22 protein-coding genes and 1 riboswitch are annotated in these 19,794 nt (G+C 72.7%); of the genes, 7 read left to right on the forward strand and 15 right to left on the reverse strand.

Annotated features, from left to right (window positions below; genetic code table 11):
- Positions 1-25: 25 nt before the first annotated feature.
- The 3 genes from AB0G01_RS13315 to bioD all read right to left on the reverse strand — a co-directional run bounded on the left by AB0G01_RS13315 (position 26) and on the right by bioD (position 2,110).
- Positions 26-226 (reverse strand): hypothetical protein, encoded by a 201-nt coding sequence (locus AB0G01_RS13315; protein WP_360945307.1) that lies wholly within the window; start codon positions 224-226, stop codon positions 26-28.
- A complete protein-coding gene (bioB, locus tag AB0G01_RS13320) occupies positions 223-1,239 on the reverse strand; it encodes a biotin synthase BioB (RefSeq protein WP_360943918.1) in 1,017 nt (338 codons plus the stop codon). Before bioB ends, AB0G01_RS13315 begins: the two co-directional genes overlap by 4 nt.
- Before the next feature lie 154 nt (positions 1,240-1,393).
- Positions 1,394-2,110: a dethiobiotin synthase gene (gene bioD / locus AB0G01_RS13325; protein WP_360943921.1), complete on the reverse strand. Its 717-nt coding sequence runs from the start codon at positions 2,108-2,110 to the stop codon at positions 1,394-1,396.
- Between the two features lie 60 nt (positions 2,111-2,170).
- On the opposite strand from bioD, the gene AB0G01_RS13330 reads away from it, so the two are divergent.
- Both AB0G01_RS13330 and AB0G01_RS13335 read left to right on the forward strand, forming a co-directional pair.
- Entirely contained in the window at positions 2,171-2,410 is a 240-nt protein-coding gene (locus AB0G01_RS13330) for a glutaredoxin domain-containing protein (protein WP_360943924.1), read from the forward strand.
- A 47-nt stretch (positions 2,411-2,457) separates the two neighbouring features.
- The gene (locus AB0G01_RS13335) at positions 2,458-3,081 is read left to right on the forward strand and encodes a hypothetical protein (RefSeq protein WP_360943927.1); all 624 of its coding nucleotides are present in this window, start codon (positions 2,458-2,460) and stop codon (positions 3,079-3,081) included.
- A gap of 59 nt (positions 3,082-3,140) precedes the next feature.
- On the opposite strand, the gene AB0G01_RS13340 is transcribed toward AB0G01_RS13335, so the two are convergent.
- From AB0G01_RS13340 to dnaE, 4 genes are all read right to left on the reverse strand, one after another.
- Positions 3,141-3,635: an RICIN domain-containing protein gene (locus AB0G01_RS13340; RefSeq protein ID WP_360943930.1), complete on the reverse strand. Its 495-nt coding sequence runs from the start codon at positions 3,633-3,635 to the stop codon at positions 3,141-3,143.
- Between the two features lie 14 nt (positions 3,636-3,649).
- Positions 3,650-4,900, reverse strand: coding sequence for an adenosylmethionine--8-amino-7-oxononanoate transaminase (locus AB0G01_RS13345; protein WP_360943933.1), 1,251 nt, complete (start codon positions 4,898-4,900; stop codon positions 3,650-3,652).
- Positions 4,887-6,119, reverse strand: a complete 1,233-nt coding sequence (locus tag AB0G01_RS13350) for a cytochrome P450 (RefSeq protein ID WP_360943936.1) — start codon at positions 6,117-6,119, stop codon at positions 4,887-4,889. The genes AB0G01_RS13345 and AB0G01_RS13350 overlap by 14 nt, the downstream gene beginning before the upstream one ends.
- Positions 6,120-6,256: 137 nt before the next feature.
- The gene (gene dnaE, locus AB0G01_RS13355) at positions 6,257-9,790 is read right to left on the reverse strand and encodes a DNA polymerase III subunit alpha (RefSeq protein WP_360943939.1); all 3,534 of its coding nucleotides are present in this window, start codon (positions 9,788-9,790) and stop codon (positions 6,257-6,259) included.
- A gap of 221 nt (positions 9,791-10,011) precedes the next feature.
- Between dnaE and AB0G01_RS13360 the strand changes: the two genes are divergently transcribed.
- Positions 10,012-10,899, forward strand: a complete 888-nt coding sequence (locus tag AB0G01_RS13360; RefSeq protein WP_360943942.1) for an AsnC family protein — start codon at positions 10,012-10,014, stop codon at positions 10,897-10,899.
- Positions 10,900-10,926: 27 nt separating this feature from the next.
- Here AB0G01_RS13360 and AB0G01_RS13365 read toward each other — a convergent pair whose 3' ends face one another.
- The 8 genes from AB0G01_RS13365 to AB0G01_RS13400 all read right to left on the reverse strand — a co-directional run bounded on the left by AB0G01_RS13365 (position 10,927) and on the right by AB0G01_RS13400 (position 17,828).
- Positions 10,927-11,187: a hypothetical protein gene (locus AB0G01_RS13365; RefSeq protein WP_360943945.1), complete on the reverse strand. Its 261-nt coding sequence runs from the start codon at positions 11,185-11,187 to the stop codon at positions 10,927-10,929.
- Positions 11,188-11,305: 118 nt separating this feature from the next.
- Positions 11,306-11,788, reverse strand: a complete 483-nt coding sequence (locus tag AB0G01_RS13370; protein WP_360943948.1) for a hypothetical protein — start codon at positions 11,786-11,788, stop codon at positions 11,306-11,308.
- Between the two features lie 133 nt (positions 11,789-11,921).
- Positions 11,922-12,851 carry an RluA family pseudouridine synthase gene (locus AB0G01_RS13375; RefSeq protein WP_360943951.1) on the reverse strand — a complete coding sequence of 310 codons (930 nt, stop codon included), beginning with the start codon at positions 12,849-12,851 and terminating at the stop codon, positions 11,922-11,924.
- Positions 12,848-13,459 (reverse strand): signal peptidase II, encoded by a 612-nt coding sequence (gene lspA / locus AB0G01_RS13380; protein ID WP_360943954.1) that lies wholly within the window; start codon positions 13,457-13,459, stop codon positions 12,848-12,850. The genes AB0G01_RS13375 and lspA overlap by 4 nt, the downstream gene beginning before the upstream one ends.
- Before the next feature lie 4 nt (positions 13,460-13,463).
- Entirely contained in the window at positions 13,464-14,780 is a 1,317-nt protein-coding gene (locus AB0G01_RS13385; RefSeq protein ID WP_360943957.1) for an aminotransferase class V-fold PLP-dependent enzyme, read from the reverse strand.
- Positions 14,781-14,820: 40 nt separating this feature from the next.
- Positions 14,821-14,935, reverse strand: a riboswitch (SAM riboswitch).
- A 258-nt stretch (positions 14,936-15,193) separates the two neighbouring features.
- Complete coding sequence (locus AB0G01_RS13390; protein ID WP_360943960.1) at positions 15,194-16,666, reverse strand: potassium/proton antiporter; 1,473 nt, start codon at positions 16,664-16,666, stop codon at positions 15,194-15,196.
- 336 nt (positions 16,667-17,002) lie between these two features.
- A complete protein-coding gene (locus AB0G01_RS13395; protein ID WP_360943963.1) occupies positions 17,003-17,284 on the reverse strand; it encodes a DUF167 domain-containing protein in 282 nt (93 codons plus the stop codon).
- On the reverse strand, positions 17,277-17,828 hold the full coding sequence (locus AB0G01_RS13400) for a helix-turn-helix domain-containing protein (RefSeq protein ID WP_360943966.1): 552 nt from the start codon (positions 17,826-17,828) through the stop codon (positions 17,277-17,279). The genes AB0G01_RS13395 and AB0G01_RS13400 overlap by 8 nt, the downstream gene beginning before the upstream one ends.
- A 53-nt stretch (positions 17,829-17,881) precedes the next feature.
- Between AB0G01_RS13400 and AB0G01_RS13405 the strand changes: the two genes are divergently transcribed.
- The 4 genes from AB0G01_RS13405 (at position 17,882) to AB0G01_RS13420 (ending at position 19,791) form a co-directional block, all read left to right on the forward strand.
- Entirely contained in the window at positions 17,882-18,322 is a 441-nt protein-coding gene (locus AB0G01_RS13405) for an SRPBCC family protein (protein WP_360943969.1), read from the forward strand.
- Positions 18,323-18,392: 70 nt separating this feature from the next.
- The gene (locus AB0G01_RS13410) at positions 18,393-18,941 is read left to right on the forward strand and encodes a sigma-70 family RNA polymerase sigma factor (protein ID WP_360943972.1); all 549 of its coding nucleotides are present in this window, start codon (positions 18,393-18,395) and stop codon (positions 18,939-18,941) included.
- On the forward strand, positions 18,938-19,666 hold the full coding sequence (locus tag AB0G01_RS13415) for a sigma-70 family RNA polymerase sigma factor (RefSeq protein ID WP_360943975.1): 729 nt from the start codon (positions 18,938-18,940) through the stop codon (positions 19,664-19,666). Before AB0G01_RS13410 ends, AB0G01_RS13415 begins: the two co-directional genes overlap by 4 nt.
- A gap of 2 nt (positions 19,667-19,668) precedes the next feature.
- Positions 19,669-19,791, forward strand: a complete 123-nt coding sequence (locus AB0G01_RS13420) for a hypothetical protein (protein ID WP_360943978.1) — start codon at positions 19,669-19,671, stop codon at positions 19,789-19,791.
- The last annotated feature ends 3 nt before the right edge of the window (positions 19,792-19,794 follow it).

The raw sequence follows: 19,794 nt of genomic DNA on the forward strand, positions 1-19,794 counted from the left end.
CCTGCCCGAACCCGACCAGGGGAGGTTACCGCGCGGAGGTGATCTCCCCGTGGCGGCTGCACGTGGCCGTCCAGCCCGCCGGCGTCACCTGGACCACCATCCGGCGCGCGCAGGCCGAGCAGAACCTCGGCGGGTCGAGCACCCGGAGGCGCACCGCGCACGCGGAGTGGTCCCGGGCCGCGAGGTCCACGCCGCAGTAGCCGCAGTGGACGGCGGGTCCGGTCACAGGCTCCGGCCCAGTTCCTTGATCGGCATGGCGAGCTCCTGGAGCATGTCCAGGTCGTCCTGGGCGGGGCGGCCCAGGTTGGTGAGGTAGTTGCCGACGATGATCGCGTTGATGCCGCCGAGCATCCCCCGCTTCGCCCCGAGGTCGCCGAAGGTGAGCTCCCGCCCGCCCGCGAACCGCAGGATCGTGCGCGGCAGCGCGAGCCGGAACGCGCCCACCACCCGCAACGCCTCCGGCCCCGCCACGACCGGGAAGTTCTCGTAGGGCGTGCCGGGGTTGGGGATCAGGAAGTTCAACGGCACCTCGTCCGGTTCGAGCGAGGCGAGCTGGCCCGCGAACTCGGCGCGCTGGGCGAGCGTCTCCCCCATCCCGATGATCCCGCCGCAGCAGACCTCCATGCCGGCCTCGCGGACCATGCGGAGGGTGTCCCGGCGCTCTTCCCACGAGTGGGTGGTGACGACCTGCGGGAAGTGCGAGCGGGCCGTTTCGAGGTTGTGGTTGTAGCGGTGGACGCCCATCGCGACCAGCTCGTCGACCTGCTCCTGGGTCAGCATGCCGAGGGAGCAGGCGATCTGGATGTCGTTGCCGTCGTCCCGGATCGCCTTGATCCCGTCGCGGACCTGGGAGAGCAACCGCTTGTCCGGCCCGCGCACGGCGGCCACGATGCAGAACTCGGTGGCACCGGTGTCGGCGGTCTGCCGGGCGGCGCGCACCAGCCCGGGGACGTCGAGCCACGCCGACCGGACCGGCGAGGGGAACTGGCCGGACTGCGAGCAGAAGTGGCAGTCCTCGGGACAGCCCCCGGTCTTGAGCGACACGATCCCCTCGACCTCGACCTCGGGGCCGCACCAGCGCACCCGCACCCGGTGGGCGAGTTCGAGGAGCTCGGGGATGCGGTCGTCGGGCAGCCGGAGCACTTCGAGCACCTGCTCCTCGGACAGACCGACGCCGCGCTCCAGCACCTGTTCACGGGCAACGCCCAGGACATCGACCTGTTCGGGGGCTGCGGTCACGACTTCTCCAGGGGTTGTCCGGCGGTAGTCCGCCGGCCAGTCTGCCGCACCGCCCGGGGCACCACTGAGCGACGTACGTCACTGCCCCTTCGGGCCTCTGCCCCGTGGCGGCGGAGGCCGCCGCACCGTCAGGGGGTGGGGTCGGCGTGGGAGATCAGCAGGTGTGGGGGGCGGCGAACTTGTCCGGGTCGAAGGTGCCGCCGAACCACGGGGACAGGGAGGTCCGGGCCAGGTCCAGGAAGTCCGGTCGGCCCAGGGTGGCCGCGCCGTCGGGGAGGACGCCCAGGAGGGGGCCGCCGGCGGCTTCCGGGAGGTCGTGGAGGTTGCAGAGGGCGGCCAGGTCCGGGTGGGCGGGCCAGCGGCCGATGATCACCCCCGCCGACTCCAGGCCCCGGTGCAGGAGGGCTTCGGTGGTCAGGGCCGTCGTGTTGAGGGTGCCCAGGCCCGCGTGGGCCACCACCAGCACCGGGGCGTTCAGGGCCCAGGCCGCGTCGGCGATGGTGGTGCCGTTGTCGTCGAACCGGACCAGCAGGCCGCCCGCGCCTTCGACCAGGACCAGGTCGTGGGTGGCGTGCAGCTCCACGGCCGCCGCCGCCATCTCGCTCGGGCGGAGGGTCGGGGCCCCCACCCTCCTGGCGGCGGTGGCGGGGGCCAGGGGGTCGGGGTACCTGCGCAGCTCACGGGTGGTCACCCGGCCCGCCAGGCGGACCACCTCGGCCAGGTCTCCCGGCTCGCCCGGGGCGATGCCGGTCTGCGCGGGCTTGAGTACGGCCACCCGGCGGCCGTCGGCGGCTGCCAGGGCGGCCAGGGCGGCGACCACCACGGTTTTGCCGACCTCGGTTCCCGTACCGGTGATCACGAGGACGCTCACGGGCACTCACCCTACGACTACACGGAGCGTGGTTGCCGGCCACGTTCTAGCATCACGCGCATGGGTGAAGTCGTTCTCTACGGTGCGGACTGGTGTGGCGATTGCCGACGGGCCAAGACCTGGCTGCGGGAGCACGAAGTGGCGTTCCGGGACGTCGACGTGGAGCACGACGACGCGGCCCGGGACGAGGCCGTCGAGCTCGCGGGCGGGCGGAAGAACATCCCGGTGGTCGTCCTCGCCGACGGCACCGTGCTCGTCGAGCCCACGAACGTGCAGCTCGCCGCCGCCATCGAGGGCTGAAGTCGTTGGCCGGGAAGCAGAAGGGGCGGAAGAGGGCCGGCGCTGCCGTGGCGCGGCGGAAGGCCGGGCGGGGCAGGGCCGGACGGGGTGATCGGGCCGGTGCGGGCGGGAAGGGCAGGGCGGCTCGGAAAGCCAAGGCCGACAACTGGTTCACCAGGTTGTCCGGGTGGGGGCAGACCGGCCTGGTCCTCGCCGGCCTGGTCGCCGCGGTCGGCGCGCACCTCCTGCTCTGGGGCGCGGTGATCCCGGCGGTCGGCTCGGTCGTGGGGCGGGTTCCGGTGCTGTCGACCGTCGTGGGCTGGTTGTTCGGCGGCGGGGCGTTCGTCGCGCTGGGCGTGCTCGGCATCAACCACGATTCCGCCGAACCGGCGACGCGTCGCCGGTTGAAGATCATCGCGATCGTCTGGGCGGCGGTCGGTGTGCTGTGCATCCCCACCGGCTACGCGAACGACGTCGTGCTGCCCTCCGACTACTGGGCCGGTGTCTACGCCGGCGCGTACGGGGTGGCCGCCGTGCCGCTGACGCTCACCGCCGCGCTGCTGCTGTGGGCTCTCGCGGTGAAGGTGCTGCGGATCAAGGACCGCGAGCCCACGCACCGGTCGACGGGGTGGGTGCTGGTCGCCTACGGGGCGTTGCTGCTGGTGTGGGGGTCGAGCCTGCTCCGGATGTGAGGCGGGCCGCGCCCGCGTCCGGGGGCGGGGCGGACGCCCCACCTCCGGAGGCGGCGGGGTCAGCGCTTGTGCCAGACCCCCACGGGCGCGCCGCTGTGCAGGTCGTCGAGCCTGCCCACGCCGAGCTTGCCGTTGGTGGCCCGGCTGTCGATGAAGACGTCGCCCTGGTGGGAGTCGAACGTCCACAACTGCTCGTCGCCGCCGAGGCCGCAGGTCCACATCTGGACCCGGCCGCCTTCGAGGTCGATCTCCTCCAGCGCGGCGTCCAGGCACTTGCCGTTGAGCCGGTTCACCAGGAGGGTCCCGCGCCCGTGGGACACCGGGGTCCACTTCTGCTCGTCGCCGCCGAGACCGCAGGTCCACAACTGCACCCGGCCGCCCTCGACGTCGATCTCCTCCAGCGCGGCGTCCAGGCACAGCCCGGTCCCCCGCAGCTCCAGCCGCCCATCGCCCCAGGCCGTGTACCTCCCCGAGGTGAACGGGGCCGCGCCGGCGGGTGTCGCCGTCAGGCCGAGCAGGACGCACGCCGCTACGAGAACTCCGAGTTTTCGCATGCGCCCCAACGTACTCAGACCCGGGCGGCGGCGACCACCGCTTTGCAGATCGCGGCGACGTCGGCGTCGGTGCTCACGAACGGCGGCATGGTGTAGATCAAGTCCCGGAACGGGCGCAGCCACACGCCGTGCTCCACGGCCGCCGCGGTGGCCGCCGCCAGGTCGACCTGGTGATCCAGTTGCACGACGCCGATCGCGCCCAGCACGCGCACGTCGCCGGGCGCGTCGGCGAGTCCCGCGCGGAGGCCGGCGGAGATGCGCGCGACGGACGACCGCCAGTCCTGGGACAGCAGCAGTTCGACGGACGCCAGCGCGACGGCGCACGCGAGCGGGTTGCCCATGAACGTCGGGCCGTGCGCCAGCACGGGCACTTCGCCGCGCGAGATCCCCTCGGCGACCCGCGACGTGCACAGGGTGGCGGCCAGGGAGAGGTAGCCGCCGGTCAACGCCTTGCCCACGCACATGATGTCCGGGCTGATCGCGGCGTGGTCGGCGGCGAACAGCTCGCCGGTGCGGCCGAACCCGGTGGCGATCTCGTCGAAGATCAGCAGCACGTCGTGGGTCAGCGTGAGCTCCCGCAGCACGTGCAGGTAGCGGGGGTCGTGGAACCTCATGCCGCCCGCCCCCTGCACGACGGGTTCCACGATGACGGCGGCGAGTTCGTCGGCGTGCTCTTCGACGAGCCGCGCGAGCTCTTCGACGTACGCGGTTTCCAGGTGGCGCGGCGGTGGGCCGGCGAACACCTGCTCGGGCAGGACCCCGCGCCACAGCGAGTGCATCCCGCCCTCGGGGTCGCACACGGACATCGGCTGGAAGGTGTCGCCGTGGTAGCCGCCGCGCCAGGTGAGCAGCCGCCGCTTCGCCGGCCGCCCCTGGGAGCGCCAGTGCTGGAGGGCCATCTTGACGGCGACCTCGACCGACACCGACCCGGAGTCGCACAGGAACACGTGTCGCAGTGGTTCGGGGGTGATGTCGACGAGCGCGGCGCACAGCGCCACGGCCGGTTCGTGGGTGAGGCCGCCGAACATGACGTGGCTCATCCGGCCGAGCTGGTCGCGGACGGCGGCGTCGAGGACGGGGTGGCGGTAGCCGTGGATGGCGGCCCACCAGGAGGACATGCCGTCGACGAGTTCGCGGCCGTCGTCCAGCCGGAGCCGGACACCCCGGGCCGAGGTGACGACCAGCGGCTGGTGGGTGCCCGGCATCGGGCCGTACGGGTGCCAGACGTGGGCCTGGTCCAGTGTCAGCAGCTCATCGCGGTCCACGGGGCGACAGGCTAACCGGCAGCGTGTGCAGCCCGCGCATGAGCGTGCTGGCGCGCCAGCGGAGCGTCTCGGGCGGGGCGGCGAGCTCGATGTCGTACCGGTCGAGCAGGGTGCCGACGGCGATCTCGCCTTCGAGCCGGGCCAGCGGTGCGCCCAGGCAGTGGTGGACGCCGTGGCCGAACGCGAGGTGCCCGCCGGCGGGCCGGGTGATGTCGAAGGTCCCGGCGTCGGGGAACCGGTTCTCGTCGCGGTTGGCGGACAGCAGCGACACGAGCACGAATTCGCCCGCCGGGATGGTCACGTCGCCGAGGGTCACCTCCTCGGTGGTGAACCGGAAGGTGGCCTGGTTGATCGGGCCCTCGTAGCGGAGGAACTCCTCGACCGCGCCGGGCAGCAGCGTCCGGTCGGCGCGCAGCTTGTCGAGCTGCTCGGGGTGGAGCAGGAGGCTGTGGACGCCGGTGGCGATCAGGTTGACGGTCGTCTCGTGGCCCGCGACGAGCAGCAGGAACGCCATGGAGATCAGCTCGACCTGGTCGAGCCGGTCGTTCTCGTCGGTGGCGTGGACGAGGGCGCTGAAGATGTCGTCGCCGGGGTCGGCGCGCTTGGCGTCGACGAGGCCGTTCAGGTAGCCGGCCATGGCGGGGCCGGCGGCTTCGACGAGGTGCGGTTCGTTGCCCGCCACCAGGATGGTGGACCAGCGGCGGAAGTCGTCGCGGTCCTCCGGCGGGATGCCGAGCATCTCGCAGATGACGGTGATGGGCAGCGGGAGGGCGAGGGCCTCGACGAGGTCGGTCTCGCGCCGGCCGGCGACGGCGTCGAGGAGCTCGTCCGTGATCTGTTGGACGCGCGGGCGGAGCTGTTCGACGCGGCGGGCGGTGAACGCCTTGGTGACGAGCTTGCGCATCCGGGTGTGGGTGGGCGGGTCGCTGTTGAGCATGTGCTTGACCAGCGACTGCTCGAACTGGGTGGGTTCGGTGCCGGTGAAGTGCCGTTCGAACAGCGGCTGAAAGCCCGCGAAGTCCTTGCTGAACCTCGGGTCGGCGAGGGCGAGCCGGCCTTCGTCGTAGCGGCTGACGAGCCAGACCTTGAGGCCGCGCGGCAGCAGGACCGGCCGGGCGGCGGATTCCTCGCGCAGGTGGGCGTGGAAGGCGTGCGGGTCCTGGAAGTACTCCTCGCCGAGTTCGGCGAGGGCGGTGGCGTGGTCGGTGTTCTCCCCCATGGGAACCCCTCCGGTAGTCGAGTTAACCCTGTTCACTCAACGACCGGAGGGGTGCCCGCGTGCCTCGACCGGGCCAACGCCACCCGATTGGACCAGCCGGCCTGTCCGACCACTCCCGAAAGGGCGGCGCAGGGGGATCAGCCGAGGCATCCCGGGCCGAGCAACGCCTTCAGGTCACCCATCAACGACGGCGTCGGGCGGACCCGCAGCGCGTCGTCGAGCTTGAGCAGGGTGTTCCGGCTCGCGTTGATGATCAGGTTCAGGTGCACCTCGGTGGTGCCGGGGTGCGCCTTGAGCACTTCCTTCAACGAGGTCACCAGCTTCGGGTCGCAGCGCGACGCCGACACCTTCAGCTTCAGCGCCTGCGCGCCCAGTTCCGACAGGTCGGGCACCACCAGGTCGTTGGCGATCAGCGAGATCCGGTCCTCGCGCTTGGCGACCCGCGCCTTGACCAGCACGATCGCGTCCTCGGCCACCGACATGCCGTGCACCGTGTAGCTCTTGGGGAAGAACAGCACCTCGATGCCGCCGGCCAGGTCCTCCAGTTGCGCGGACGCCCACGGCTCGCCGTTCTTGTTGACCCGCCTGGTCACCGACGCGAGGATGCCGCCGAGCGTGACCTGCGTGCCGTCCGGCACGTCGCCTTCCAGGATGCGCGCGATGGAAGCGTCCGAATAGGACTCCAGCACCTGTTCCACGCCGTTGAGCGGGTGCCCGGACACGTACAGGCCGAGCATCTCCCGCTCCAGCGTCAACTGGTGCTTGGGCTCCCAGTACTCGTCGGGGATCTTCACGTCGAAGACGCTGCCCGCGCCGTCGTCGCCGCCGCCGTCGCCGAACAGGTCGAACTGGCCGCGCGCCTCTTCCTTCTTGGTCAGCATGACCGCGTCGACCGCCTCGACGTGGACCATGTGCAGGCCCTTGCGCGGGTGGCCGAGCGAGTCGAACGCGCCCGCCTTGATCAGCGATTCCACGACCTTCTTGTTGCACACCGTGGCGTCGACCTTGCGCAGGAAGTCGGAGAAGTCGACGAACTTCCCCTTCTCCTTGCGGGACTTGATGATCCCCTCGACCACGTTCGCGCCGACGTTGCGGATCGCGCCCAGGCCGAACCGGATGTCGTCGCCGACCGCGACGAACTCGCGCTCGGACTCGTTGACGTCCGGCGGCAGCACGGTGATGCCCATGCGCCGGCACTCGGCCAGGTAGATCGCGGACTTGTCCTTGTTGTCCGAGTTCGTGGTCAGCAGCGCCGCCATGTACTCGCCCGGGTAGTTCGCCTTGAGGTACGCGGTCCAGTACGCGATCAGGCCGTACGCGGCGGAGTGCGCCTTGTTGAACGCGTAGTCGGCGAACGGGACCAGGATGTCCCACAGGGTCTTGATGGCCGCGGCGGAGTAGCCGCCGGCCACCATGCCCCTCTCGAAGCCCTCGAACTCCTTGTCGAGGATCTCCTTCTTCTTCTTGCCCATCGCGCGGCGCAGCAGGTCCGCCTGGGCCAGCGAGTAGCCGGCCACCTTCCGCGCGATCGCCATCACCTGCTCCTGGTACACGATCAGCCCGTAGGTGGTGTCCAGGATCTCCGCGAGCGAGTCCTTGAGCTCCTCGTGGATCGGCACGATGTCCTGCTGCTTGTTCTTGCGCAGCGCGTAGTTCGTGTGCGAGTTCGCGCCCATCGGACCGGGCCGGTAGAGCGCGATGACCGCCGAGACGTCCTCGAAGTTGTCCGGGCGCATCAGCCGCAGCAGGTCGCGCAGCGCGCCGCCGTCGAGCTGGAACACGCCCAGCGTGTCGCCACGGCCGAGGAGCTCGTAGGTCTTCTTGTCCTCCAGCGGGACCGTGGTGATGTCGACGTCGCCCTTGCCGTTGAGGGCGATGTTCTTGAGCGCGTCGTCGATCGTGGTCAGGTTGCTCAGGCCCAGGAAGTCCATCTTGAGCAGGCCGAGCGTCTCGCAGGTCGGGTAGTCGAACTGGGTGATGATCGAGCCGTCCTGGGGCCGCCGCCACACCGGGATGTGGTCCATCAGCGGTTCCGCGGACATGATCACCGCGCAGGCGTGCACGCCCGCGTTGCGGATCAGGCCCTCCAGGCCCCGGCCGGTGTCGATGATCTCCTTGACCTGCGGGTCGGTGTCGTAGAGGGCGCGCACCTCGGCGGCTTCCGAGTACCGCTTGTGCGACGCGTCGAACACGCCCGCCAGCGGGATGTCCTTGCCCATCACGGCGGGCGGCATCGCCTTGGAGATGCGGTCGGCCACCGCGTAGCCGGGCTGGCCGTAGAGCACGCGGGCGGAGTCCTTGATCGCGGCCTTGGCCTTGATGGTGCCGAACGTGATCACCTGGGCGACCTTGTCCGAGCCCCACTTCTCCGTCACGTACCGGATCACGTCACCGCGCCGGCGCTCGTCGAAGTCGATGTCGATGTCGGGCGGGCTGACCCGGTCCGGGTTGAGGAACCGCTCGAAGATCAGGCCGTGCGCCAGCGGGTCCAGGTCGGTGATGCCCATCGCGTAGGCGATCAGCGCGCCCGCCGCGGAGCCCCGGCCGGGGCCGACCCGGATGCCGTTCTCCTTGGCCCAGTTGATGAAGTCCGCCACCACCAGGAAGTAGGACGGGAAGCCCATCTGGAGGATGACGTCGATCTCGAACTCGACCTGCTTCGCGTGGACCTCGTCCACGCCGCCCGGGAACCGGCGCTTCATGCCGGCCCACACCTCTTCCCGGAAGTAGTCGGCCTCGGTCAGGCCGTCCGGCGTCGGGTAGCGCGGCATCAGGTTCTGGAACGCGAACATGCCGGTGGTGTCGACCTTCTCGGCCACCAGCAGGGTGTTGCGGCACCCCTCCTGCCAGGCGTCGGACGAGTCGATCGCGCGCATCTCCTCCGGCGACTTCAGGTAGTAGCCGGAGCCGTCGAACTTGAACCGGCTCGGGTCCTGCAACGTCTTGCCGGTCTGCACGCACAGCAGCGCGTCGTGCGCCTCGCGGTCCTCGGCGTAGGTGTAGTGCGAGTCGTTGGTCACCACGAACGGGATCGCGAGCTTGCGGGCGACCTCCATCAGCCCGCCGCGCACCCGGCTCTCGATCTCGATGCCGTGGTCCATCAGCTCGACGAAGAAGTTGTCCGCGCCGTAGATGTCGCGCCACTTGGCGGCGGCCTCCAGGGCCTCCTTCTCGTGGCCCAGCCGCAGCCGGGTCTGCACCTCGCCCGACGGGCAGCCGGTCGTCGCCATCAGCCCCGCCGAGTGCTCGGCGATCAGCTCGGCGTCCATCCGCGCCCACTTGCCCAACTGGCCCTCGGTGGAGGCGCGGCTGGACAGCTTCATCAGGTTGTGCAGGCCCTCGTTGGTGCGCGCCCAGATCGTCTGGTGGGTGTACGCGCCGGACGCCGAGACGTCGTCGGACTTCTGGCCGGGGTCGCCCCACAGCACGCGCTTCTTGTTGAACCGGGACTCGGGTGCCAGGTACGCCTCGATGCCCACCACGGGCTTGATCCCGGCCGCCGTCGCCTGCCGGTAGAAGTCGTACGCGCCGTACATGTTGCCGTGGTCGGTGATCGCGGCGGCACCCATGCCGAGGCGCTCGCACTCGGCGAACATGTCCTTCAGCTTCGCCGCGCCGTCCAGCATCGAGTACTCGGTGTGCACGTGGAGGTGCACAAACGAGTCGGACACCCTACCCCCCGGAGGATCGAAGTGGGCCCGGATCGTCGCGCGGGCAAGACGCCCGCGAGCCTAGTTGCCCGCGTCGCGCGGCCGCCGCCGGGGGCACCGCCCGGACGCCTCCGATTCTGCCCCGGCGGGCCCCGTCCGGCCCAGTCGACACACGGGGTCGCGACGGCGTCACCCGGCGGGGCGAGCGCAGGAAGATCCGCCCAGGGGGTAGCGTTCGAGGGGTGGTAGCGCCGGATCCCGTCGACGCCCGTCTCCTGGCCATGCTCGCCGAGATGGGCCGGGCCGCCGTGCACGAGCTCGCCGCGCGGCTGGGCATGGACCCGCGCGAGGCGGCGACCCGGCTGATCACCCTGTCCGGCAGCGGACTGCCGCTGCTGGTGGGCGTGGAGTGCGACCCGAACGGCATCCGCAAGGCGTTGGCGAACAGCGTGGCGTGGGGCAACTACACCGGACCGGCGCAGGCCGGGCCGGGGCAGGCGGCGCGCGCGACCCCGGCCGGGCCCTACCCGCCCGCGCCCGGCACGGTTCGCGGCACGCCCTCGGGCTCCTACCGGCCGGGCCCGCCCAGCGCCCCGTTCCCCGCGCAGCAGCCGCCGCAGCCACCCTCGGCGCACGAACCGATGACCACGTGGGGCCCGCCGCAGTCCTCGGGCTGGGCCCGAGGCGACCACGCGCCCGCGCCCAAGCCCCGGACCGGCAAGGTCGGCTCGACCCTGGAGACCGAGGGCCTGGAGGGCGCGCGGTTCACCATCCAGTTGGTGGAGGTCGTGGACCCGGCCGACTTCCTGTTCACCGCGGCCGGTTACAAGCTGGCCGACGGTGAGCGCGCGGTCGTCGTGCACACCGAGCTGGCGAACACCGGAGCGGTGACGTTCAACGCGCTGCCCGACATGTACCTGGTGCTGATGACGAACGCGGGCGAGACGATCGGCAAGGCACCGGTGTCGCTGTCGTCCCGGCCGCCGCACAAGATCGGCGTGCAGCCCGGTGAGACGGCGGGCGGGCACACCGTCTACGTGCTGCCGGAGAACACCGCCGTCACCTCGGTCCGGTGGAGCTCCCGCCCCGAGACCGACCTGAACACCCTGGTCTGGACGGTCGACGACTAGCCGCACCGCCCTCGGGCCCGGTGCGCCCTACTCGCCGGCCTCCGCCGGGCGCTGGTGGCCGCACGGCACCGGCGCACCGGTCCGGTCGACCACCTCGGCGTCCGCGCCCGAGTTCACCCACACGGTGACGCCCTCGTCGTGGACCACGACGTTGAACGGCGACTCTTCCACCGCCGAGGTCGCCACGGTGAACTCCTCCCCCGGCCGCAACCAGTGGTCGGTGCCCCCCGGTTCGACCCACAGGCAGAGCAGACCTTCGGTCTCGTTGCTCACGCTGGTCCTCGACACACCACCGACGTTAGTCGACCCGCTTCGCGCGGCGGGCACGGCCTCGCCCGGACGTGCCCCGGCCGGTGGGGTCCGCCCAGGTCCGCGAGGACGGCGATCCAGCCCGCCCGGAACCGCCTCAGTCGTTGCGGCGGAACAGCTTCCCGAGGAACGAGCGCTTCGCCGGAGCGGCCTCGGGCTCCGGTGGCGCGGCGGGCGGGGGCGGGGGCGGTGCGCTCGCCGGCACGGCCTCGGGCAGGTCGCCGCCGATCACCGCCGGCGCGACGCTCCAGCCGTCCGGGTCGACCGACGGCGGGGCGAACCGGCCGCCGTACGCCGTCCCGTCCTCCGCGACCGGCGAACCGTGGGCCTGGTCGAGCGGCGCGCCGAACGGCTGGTGCGCGACCGCCCCGTCGTCCGGCCGGGGTGCCGCCGGGCGGACCCGGCGCTCCTCCGGCGGCGCGTGCCGCCGCGCCCGGTGCTGCGCCTCGGCCGCCGCCCACGCGTCGGGCGAGCCGGTGGCCGGGCCCGCCGGGGCGGCGCGGTAACGCCCCCCGCCGGTTCCGGCTGCCGGGATGCCTCGCGGCGGCGTGCGATCCGGGTCGTCGTAGTGCGCTGACACCACGCGTACCTCCCCATACGAGCGGACCGACGACGCAACGTTACGCGATCGCGACCTCGGAACGGGAGGACTCGCCCGGTGCCGGACCCGACCGGGCCGCAGCCACCGGGACCACGCCGACCCGGCCGGAGCGTCAGCCCTCGGCGCGCAGCAGCTCCAGCGCGTCCGTCAGGTCGGCCGGGTACTCGCTGGTGTAGTCCACCCACCGGCCGTCGGCCGGGTGGTGGAAGCCCAGCGTGCGGGCGTGCAGCCACTGCCGGGTCACGCCCAGCCGCTTGGCCAGCGACGGGTCCGCGCCGTAGGTCAGGTCGCCGACGCACGGGTGGCGCAGCGCGGAGAAGTGCACCCGGATCTGGTGGGTGCGCCCGGTTTCCAGATGCACGTCCAGCAGCGACGCCGCCCGGAACGCCTCCACCACCTCGTAGTGGGTGATGCTCGGCCTGCCGTTCGCCATCACCGCGAACTTGTAGTCGTGCTTGGGGTGCCGGTCGATCGGCGCGTCGATGGTGCCCTTGATCGGGTCGGGGTGGCCCTGCACCAGCGCGTGGTACAGCTTGTCGACCGTCCGGTCCTTGAACGCCTGCTTGAGCACCGAGTACGCGTTCTCGCTCTTCGCGACCACCATCACGCCGGTCGTGCCGACGTCCAGCCGGTGCACCACGCCCTGCCGCTCGGCCGCGCCGGACGTGGCGATCCGCACCCCGGCGGCGGCGAGCCCGCCGACCACGGTCGGACCGGTCCAGCCGGGACTCGGGTGCACGGCCACGCCGACCGGCTTGTCCACCACGATGATGTCGTCGTCCTCGTGCAGGACCGCCAGGCCCTCCACGGCGATCGCCTGCACCACCACCGGGCGTTCCGGTTCGGGGAGGGTCACCTCCAGCCACGAGCCGGCGATCAGCCGGTCGGACTTGCCGGCGGGCTGCCCGTCGAGCACCACGCCCCCGGACTCGGTGAGCCCGGCGACGACCGTGCGGGACAGGCCGAGCAGCTTGGCCAGGCCCGCGTCGACGCGCATCCCGTCCAGCCCGTCGGGGACGGGCAGCGTGCGGTAGTCGCTCATGCGTTCTTCACCGGCTTCACGTGGCGGGTTCCGTCGTAGTCGCGCTGCATCGCGGCCAGGACCACGATGATCGCGCCGCCCGCGGAGATGGCGGAGTCGGCGATGTTGAACACCGGGAAGAAGGTGCCGTGGGGCTCGATCACCGAGATGAAGTCCACGACGTGGCCGCGCAGCGGGCCCGGCGACCGGAACAGCCGGTCGACCAGGTTGCCCAGCGCGCCGCCGAGCACCAGCCCGAGACCGACCGCCCAGCCCACCGAGCGCAGCTTGCGGGCGATCCACAGGATGAACCCGACCACGACGCACGCGATCAGGGCGAGCACCACCGTCCAGCCCTCGGCCAGGCCGAAGGCCGCGCCCGCGTTGCGCAGGAACGAGAGGTGGACCAGCCCGCCGAGCAGCTCGACCGGTTCCCGACCCTCCAGCTCCGCGACCGCGATCACCTTGGTCGCGATGTCCAGCGCCAGCACCACCGGCGCGATCACCGCGAGCAGCGCCACCCGGCTCTTCGGTGGCGGCTCGGCGGTGCCGGTGTCCGGATCAGCGGGGACGTCCCGGTGCTCCGGCTCGGTGTTGGGATCGGTGCTCACCGGGCCATTGTCCAGCATCCCCTCAGCGCAGGAACGGCGGGAGCGCCCGCTCGTCGTTCTCCGGCACCCACCGGCCGTCGACGATCCGGTACGGCCACCGCGAGCCCTCGACCACGAGGGACCGCAGCGCCGCGACGAACCGGTCCACGTGCTCGGCGGTGCTGCCCAGGCCCAGCGACGCGCGCAGCGCCCGCTTGCCGTCGGTCAGCCGGTGCACGGCGATGTGCGCGCAGAACGCGCCGTCGCGCACGCCGATGCCGTGCTCGGCGGACAGCGCGGCGGCCAGGAAGCCGACGTCCTGCCCGGCCACCACGAAGCTCACCACGCCCACCCGGTCCTGGCCGGGCCCGAACAGGGACAGCTCGTGCACGCCGGGCACGGTCGCCAGGCCGGCGCGCAACCGCGCCAGGAGCTCCTGCTCGTGCGCGGTGGTCTGCTCCCAGTGCCGGCCCAGCACGTCGCAGGCCACCGCGAGGGCGTGCACGCCCACCACGTTCGGCGAGCCGGCCTCGTGCCGCTCCGGCACCGCCGACCAGGCCACGCCCAGCCGGTCCCCGTGGTCGGTGACCCGCGTGGTCGCGCCGCCGCCGACCAGGTAGGGATCGGCGGCCTGGAGCCAGTCGGCCCGGCCGACCAGCACACCGGTGCCGAACGGGGCGTAGACCTTGTGGCCGGACAGCACCGCGTAGTCCACGTCGAGCGCGCGCAGGTCCACCGGGCGGTGCGGGGCGAGCTGCGCGGCGTCCAGCGCGACGCGCGCGCCGTGCCGGCGGGCCACCGCGGCGAGCTCGGCCACCGGCCACAGCTCGCCGGTGACGTTGGACGCGCCGGTCACCACGACCAGCCGGGGGCCCTCGGGGGTGGCGCGCAGCGCGCGGTCCAGCTCCAGCACGGCCTCGGCGGGCGTCGCCGGGGTGGTCAGCCGGCGCACGTTCGGGCCGCGCCACGGCAGCAGCGCGGCGTGGTGCTCGGTGTCGAACAGCACCACGGACGTGTGCCGGGGCAGGCTGCGGGCCAGCAGGTTCAGCGAGTCGGTGGTGTTGCGGGTGAACACCACCGTGTCCTGGGGGCGCGCGCCGAGGAACCGGCGGACCGAGTCGCGGGCCTGCTCGTAGACGCGGGTGGACACCTGGGAGGCGAACCCCGCGCCCCGGTGCACGCTGGCGTACCAGGGCAGCAGCTCGTCGACGGCGTCGCGGACCTGCTCCAGGCAGGGCGCGCTGGCCGCGTGGTCGAGGTTGGCGTACTCCACCCGCTCACCGGTCACCAGCGGCACGCGCAACGCGGCACCGACGACGCGGGGCAGGGCGGCGATGGCTCCGGGAACTGCGACGGTCATGACAACCTCCGACGGGTCCGGCGGACTCCGTGGCATGGGAGGCCCGCGCTTGCCCGACGCCCTGCGCGCCAGGCCAGGTCCTCATCGGGGGCACCCCACCGCGGTAGGAGGGTTGCCGGCCAGCTAGCCCGAGCTTCGCGCTGGCACTCATGACCTCGTGACCGAAGTTAGCCCACGACCCGGCGTCGAGTCGAGGCCGGTTCACATCATGGGAGGTCGTCCAACACGACCGCCCGCCGTGCGGGAACGACCAGGACCGACCGGCCTCCCGCAGGTCACCGCGACGATCACGGCAACGGTCGCCGGGGCGGGCCGGACCCCCTGACCGCGATCGGGATCACACCGCGGACCACCCGCCCGCCGGCCGCGCCGCCCGGGGTGGCCGGGGGACGGCCACCCCGGGCGGCGCGGGGTCACGGCAGGCCCGAATCGCCCTTCCAGCGGGCGAAGCGGCCGGCGCGGTCGACGGCGCGGATGCGGCGCTCGGTCGCGGTGCGGGCGGCGTCCGTGCAGACCACGAGCATCTGGTCGTGCACCTGGAGGCGGGTCGTGGACTGCGGGGTGAACCCGTCGTCGCCGCGCACCACCAGGCTCACCGTCGCGCCCGGCGGGAGCCGGAGCTCGCTGAGGTAGACGCCGTGCAGCTTGGAGCCGGTCTGGATGCGCACCTGGAGCAGCTCCGCGCCCAGCTCGTCCAGCACCGACGAGTCGACCTGCACCTCCTCGGCCTCGCCGGACTTCACCAGGCCGAGCCACTTGGCCATCCACGGCAGCGAGGAGCCCTGCACCAGGGTCAGCAGGATGACCAGCACGAACACCACGTCGACGAGCTGCTGCGCGCCCTCGAACCCCTGGATCAGCGGGATCAGGGCGAACACGATCGGGACCGCGCCGCGCAGCCCGGACCACGAGATGAACACCTGTTCGCGCCAGGGCACCTTGAACGGCAGCGCCGCGCACAGCACCGACACCGGCCGGGCCAGCAGGACCAGCACCCCGCCCGCGACCAGCGCGGGGATCAGGGATTCGAGCAGCCGGCCGGGTGAGGCGTACAGGCCCAGCAGCACGAACAGCCCGATCTGGGCGAGCCAGCCCAGGCCCTCGGCGAACGACAGCGTGTCGGCCCGGTGCGGCAGGCGGGCGTTGCCCAGCACGAGCGCCGCCGTGTAGACCGCGAGGAACCCGGACGCGTGGGCCAGGTCGCCGACGGTGTAGGCGAGCAGGCACACGGCGACCGTGGCCAGCGGGTAGAGACCGGTCGACGGGAGTGCGGCACGCCGAAGCGCGAACCCGCCCAGCCAGCCCATCGCCACGCCGATCGCGCCGCCCGCGAGGAGCTCGTAGGCCATCAGGGCGGGCGCGGCCCAGGTCACCGGGTCGGGCGAGGCGAGCAGCACCACGGCGATGTAGACCGGGGCGTCGTTGAGCCCGGACTCCAGTTCCAGCGCACCGATCAGCCGTTTGCCGACCCCCACGCCGCGCAGCACGCTGAACACCGCCGCCGCGTCCGTGGAGGACAGCACCGCACCCCACAGCAGGGCGGTGCGCCAGTCCAGGCCCAGCAGGTAGTGCAGGCCGACGCCGGTCAAGCCGACGCTGACCGCGACGGACACTGTGGACAGTGCGATGCCCAGCCCCAGCGCGGGTTTCACCGCCGTCCAGCGGGTCGTCAACCCGCCCTCGGTGAGGATCAGCACCAGCGCCACGGTGCCCAGCGAGCGCGTCAGGTCGGCGTCCTCGAACTGGATTCCCAGCACGGCCTCGCCGAGCAGCACACCGATGCCCAGGTACAGCAGGAGCGAGGGCAGACCGAGCTTGATCGACACCCGCACCGCGATGACGGAGATCAGCAAAACCGCGGCACCGACGCCGAGGAAGGCCGTCACACCACCCACTCGACCTCCAGTTGTTCACCCGGTGGTGGTCATTCTCCCCTGCTGACGCCGATTTGGACTAATCCGGCAATCACCACACCGCCACCACTCCGGACGGGACCCCGCCCGGCACGCCGGTGCGCGGGGCCGGAGCACCGGGGAAGATGATCCGATCGGGCGCGGTGCCCCGTCAACGGGACGAGACCGGGTCCACGGTGGACGAGACCCCGCGCCCCCGGCGGGAGATCCGTGAATCCACCGTCCACAGCGGACGTCCTGTCCACCGGAACGACCTGTGCGGGCGGCCGTTCGGACCACGGGACGCGCGCCCACCCGCGCGAGGCCGCGTCACCCGCCGAGGAGCCGCTCCAAGCGCTCGCGGGCGTCGACCGGGGCGGGGTCGAGTTCGACGAGCTTGTCCCGGCCGCGCTCCCCGCGCACGATCCGCACGTCCTGCCGCCGCACGCCGAACGCCTCGGCCAGCGCACGGCGCACGGCGTCGTTCGCCTTGCCCTCCACGGCGGGCGCGGCGACGGCGACCACCAGGTTCGCGCCGTCCCACCGGCCGCCCACAACGTCGCGCCTCGCGCCCGGCTTGACCCGGACGCCCAGCCGGAACGGGTCAGGCACGGGCGGTCACCGCCGCCAGCGTGTGCTCCAGCAGCGCTCGGCGGGCCCGCACGACGTGCGGCGCGGCGGTCATCAACTGCGCCTGGCCGAGGTAGACCGAGTAGGCGAGGACGGCCCGGTGGCGCGCGTCGTCGGCCGGGAACCCGATGGCCTCGAACAGCTCGACCAGGTAGTCGACCCGCCGGTCGGTGACCCGGAGCAGCACGGGCGCGACCGCCGGGTCGTCCTTGGCCGCGAGCAGGGCCAGTTCGACCGCGCTGGACCGGGCGTCCTCCAGCACGAACCCGAACAGCCGGCGCAGCCGGTCGCGCGGGGCGGCCTCGGCCTCCACGAGGTCGATCACCGCCTCGGTGTGCTCCCGCTCCCACCGTTCGAGGGTGGCCCTGAGCAGGGCTTCGCGGTTCGGGAAGTGCCAGTAGGCGCTGCCCTTCGTCGCGCCGAGCCTGGCCGCGAGCGGTTCCACGGCCACGGCCGCCACCCCGCCCTCGGCCAGCGCGGCCAGCGCCACCGCGGTCCAGTCGTCTTTGGTCCGGCGTGCCCTCACAAATCCGTACGCTACCGTATGGTGAGGTCCATACGGGACCGTATGGAGGATTCATGATCAAGAACGTGCACCAGCGCGGCCTGCCCGGCGACGGGTGGGTGGACCGCGTGGTGGAGCTGTGGCCACGGCGGTGGCCGCCCCTCGTCCTGGACCGGCCGCTGGGCGTCGGCGCGGACGGCGGGCACGGGTTCGTGCGCTACCGGTGCACCGCTCACGAACCCGGCGAGCGGGTGGTGTTCACGTTCTCCCCCGGCCTGGGCCTGGTCGGCACGCACGTGTTCGAGGCGGTCCCGGGTGGCGTCCGGCACACCCTCACCGGTCGCCCGAACGGGTGGATGTCGCTCGGGTGGCCGGTGGCCGTGCGGTGGCTGCACGACGCCCTGATCGAGGACTTGTTCGACAACATGAGCATCGCCGCAGGTCAGGCCACCGAGCCGGCGCGGTGGTCGTGGTGGGTCCGGGTGCTGCGGGCAGCGGCGCGTCGACTGGGCTGAACCTCCGGCCTCCACAACCCGCCCCGCCGTCCGTCTTCCGGGTACCGGACGCCGACCAGAGGGAGGGTTCGTGACACCGGGAACCCCCGATGCCCACGCGGCCACCTTCGGCGACTTCTACCACCGGGAGCGCACCCGGCTCTTCCGGTTCGCCGCCGTCATGTCCCCGCACCTCGACCACGAGTCGGCGGTGCAGGAGGCGTTCGTCAGCGCCTGGCGGCACTGGCCGTCGATCAACCCGGACGCGCGCCGGGCGTGGCTGGTCAAGACGATCCGCAACCTGCTGGTCGACCAGTCCCGCCGGCGGGAACGGCCCAGCGAGGTGACCGACGAGGTGGTGGCCCGGTCCCGCATCCTCGTGCAGCGGCACCGCGAGGCCGAGGCGTGGCACGAGCTCAACAGCACGCTCGCCGCCATCGCGCGCCTGCCCGACCAGCTCCGCACCGCCCTGGTGCTGCGGTTCTGGGACTTCGACGACGACGAGATCGCCGACGTGCTGGGATGCGGGCGGGACTCCGTCCGGAGGTACGTGTCCGAAGCGCGGGCCAGGATCAGCGCGGAGGTCGGCAACTCCGAGCGGCGGGTGCGGGGCTCCCGGCGCGGGAAGGGGACCACATGACGGACGACGACGCGCGCCGCGACTCCCGTCCCGTCCTGTCCACCTCGGACGGGCGGCTCGACCCGCTGCTGGAGGAGCTGCGCGACGAGCTGACCGAGGCGATCCCCGACGACCCGGCGTCCGACGACCTGGGCGTGGCCGCGATCATCGCGCAGGGGACGCCGGAGCCGACCGCGCCGGAACGCCACGCGGCCCTGCTGCACGCCGCGCGCGACGGCGACCGCGCCGCGCTGAACGCGCTGGTCGTCGAGCTGACCCCGCTGGTGTGGCACGTGGCGCGGGGCAACGGGCTGGACCAGGGCGTGGCCGAGGACGTGGTGCAGACGGTGTGGCTGAACCTGCTGCGCCACCTGGACCGGATCGCCGAGCCGCGCGCCCTGGCGGGCTGGCTGATCGTCACCACCCGGCGCGAGGCCCGGCGCGCGTGGCGCGAGGCGAACGGCCGGGCCGCGCTCTCGACGGACTCGGCGGTCGACGTCGCCGACACCCGCTGGCTGCCCGAGACCGAGGCCCTGCGCGACGACCGCGACCGGCGGCTGTGGTCGGCGTACGCCGAGCTGCCCAGGCGCTGCCAGGAACTGCTCCGGCTGACCGTCCTGGCCGGCCGCGCCGAGTACCGCGCGGTGGCCGAGGCCCTGTCCATGCCGCGCGGCAGCATCGGCCCGACCCGGGGGCGCTGCCTGGCGGCCCTGCGCACCCTGCTGGAGCGCGAGGGAGGTGCTTGACCATGCCCGACGACCTGACCACCCGGCTCGACCACCTGGTGGACGTGCTCGACCCGCCGCCACCCCACCTGGCGGACCACGTGGGGGTGCTGCTGACGATCGCCCTCGCGCTCCGCGCGGCCTGACCC

Origin of the sequence: Actinosynnema sp. NPDC023587 (genome assembly GCF_040640215.1) — a bacterium.
Taxonomy (GTDB): Bacteria; Actinomycetota; Actinomycetes; order Mycobacteriales; family Pseudonocardiaceae; genus Actinosynnema.

Coding starts and splice junctions, on each gene's coding strand:
- AB0G01_RS13330 (WP_360943924.1), top strand. CDS start 2,171: ATGGGTGAAGTCGTTCTCTACGGTGCGGACTGGTGTGGCGATTGCCGA.
- AB0G01_RS13340 (WP_360943930.1), bottom strand. CDS start 3,635: ATGCGAAAACTCGGAGTTCTCGTAGCGGCGTGCGTCCTGCTCGGCCTG.
- AB0G01_RS13350 (WP_360943936.1), bottom strand. CDS start 6,119: ATGGGGGAGAACACCGACCACGCCACCGCCCTCGCCGAACTCGGCGAG.
- AB0G01_RS13375 (WP_360943951.1), bottom strand. CDS start 12,851: ATGAGCGACTACCGCACGCTGCCCGTCCCCGACGGGCTGGACGGGATG.
- lspA (WP_360943954.1), bottom strand. CDS start 13,459: ATGCTGGACAATGGCCCGGTGAGCACCGATCCCAACACCGAGCCGGAG.
- AB0G01_RS13385 (WP_360943957.1), bottom strand. CDS start 14,780: ATGACCGTCGCAGTTCCCGGAGCCATCGCCGCCCTGCCCCGCGTCGTC.
- AB0G01_RS13405 (WP_360943969.1), top strand. CDS start 17,882: ATGATCAAGAACGTGCACCAGCGCGGCCTGCCCGGCGACGGGTGGGTG.
- AB0G01_RS13415 (WP_360943975.1), top strand. CDS start 18,938: ATGACGGACGACGACGCGCGCCGCGACTCCCGTCCCGTCCTGTCCACC.
- AB0G01_RS13420 (WP_360943978.1), top strand. CDS start 19,669: ATGCCCGACGACCTGACCACCCGGCTCGACCACCTGGTGGACGTGCTC.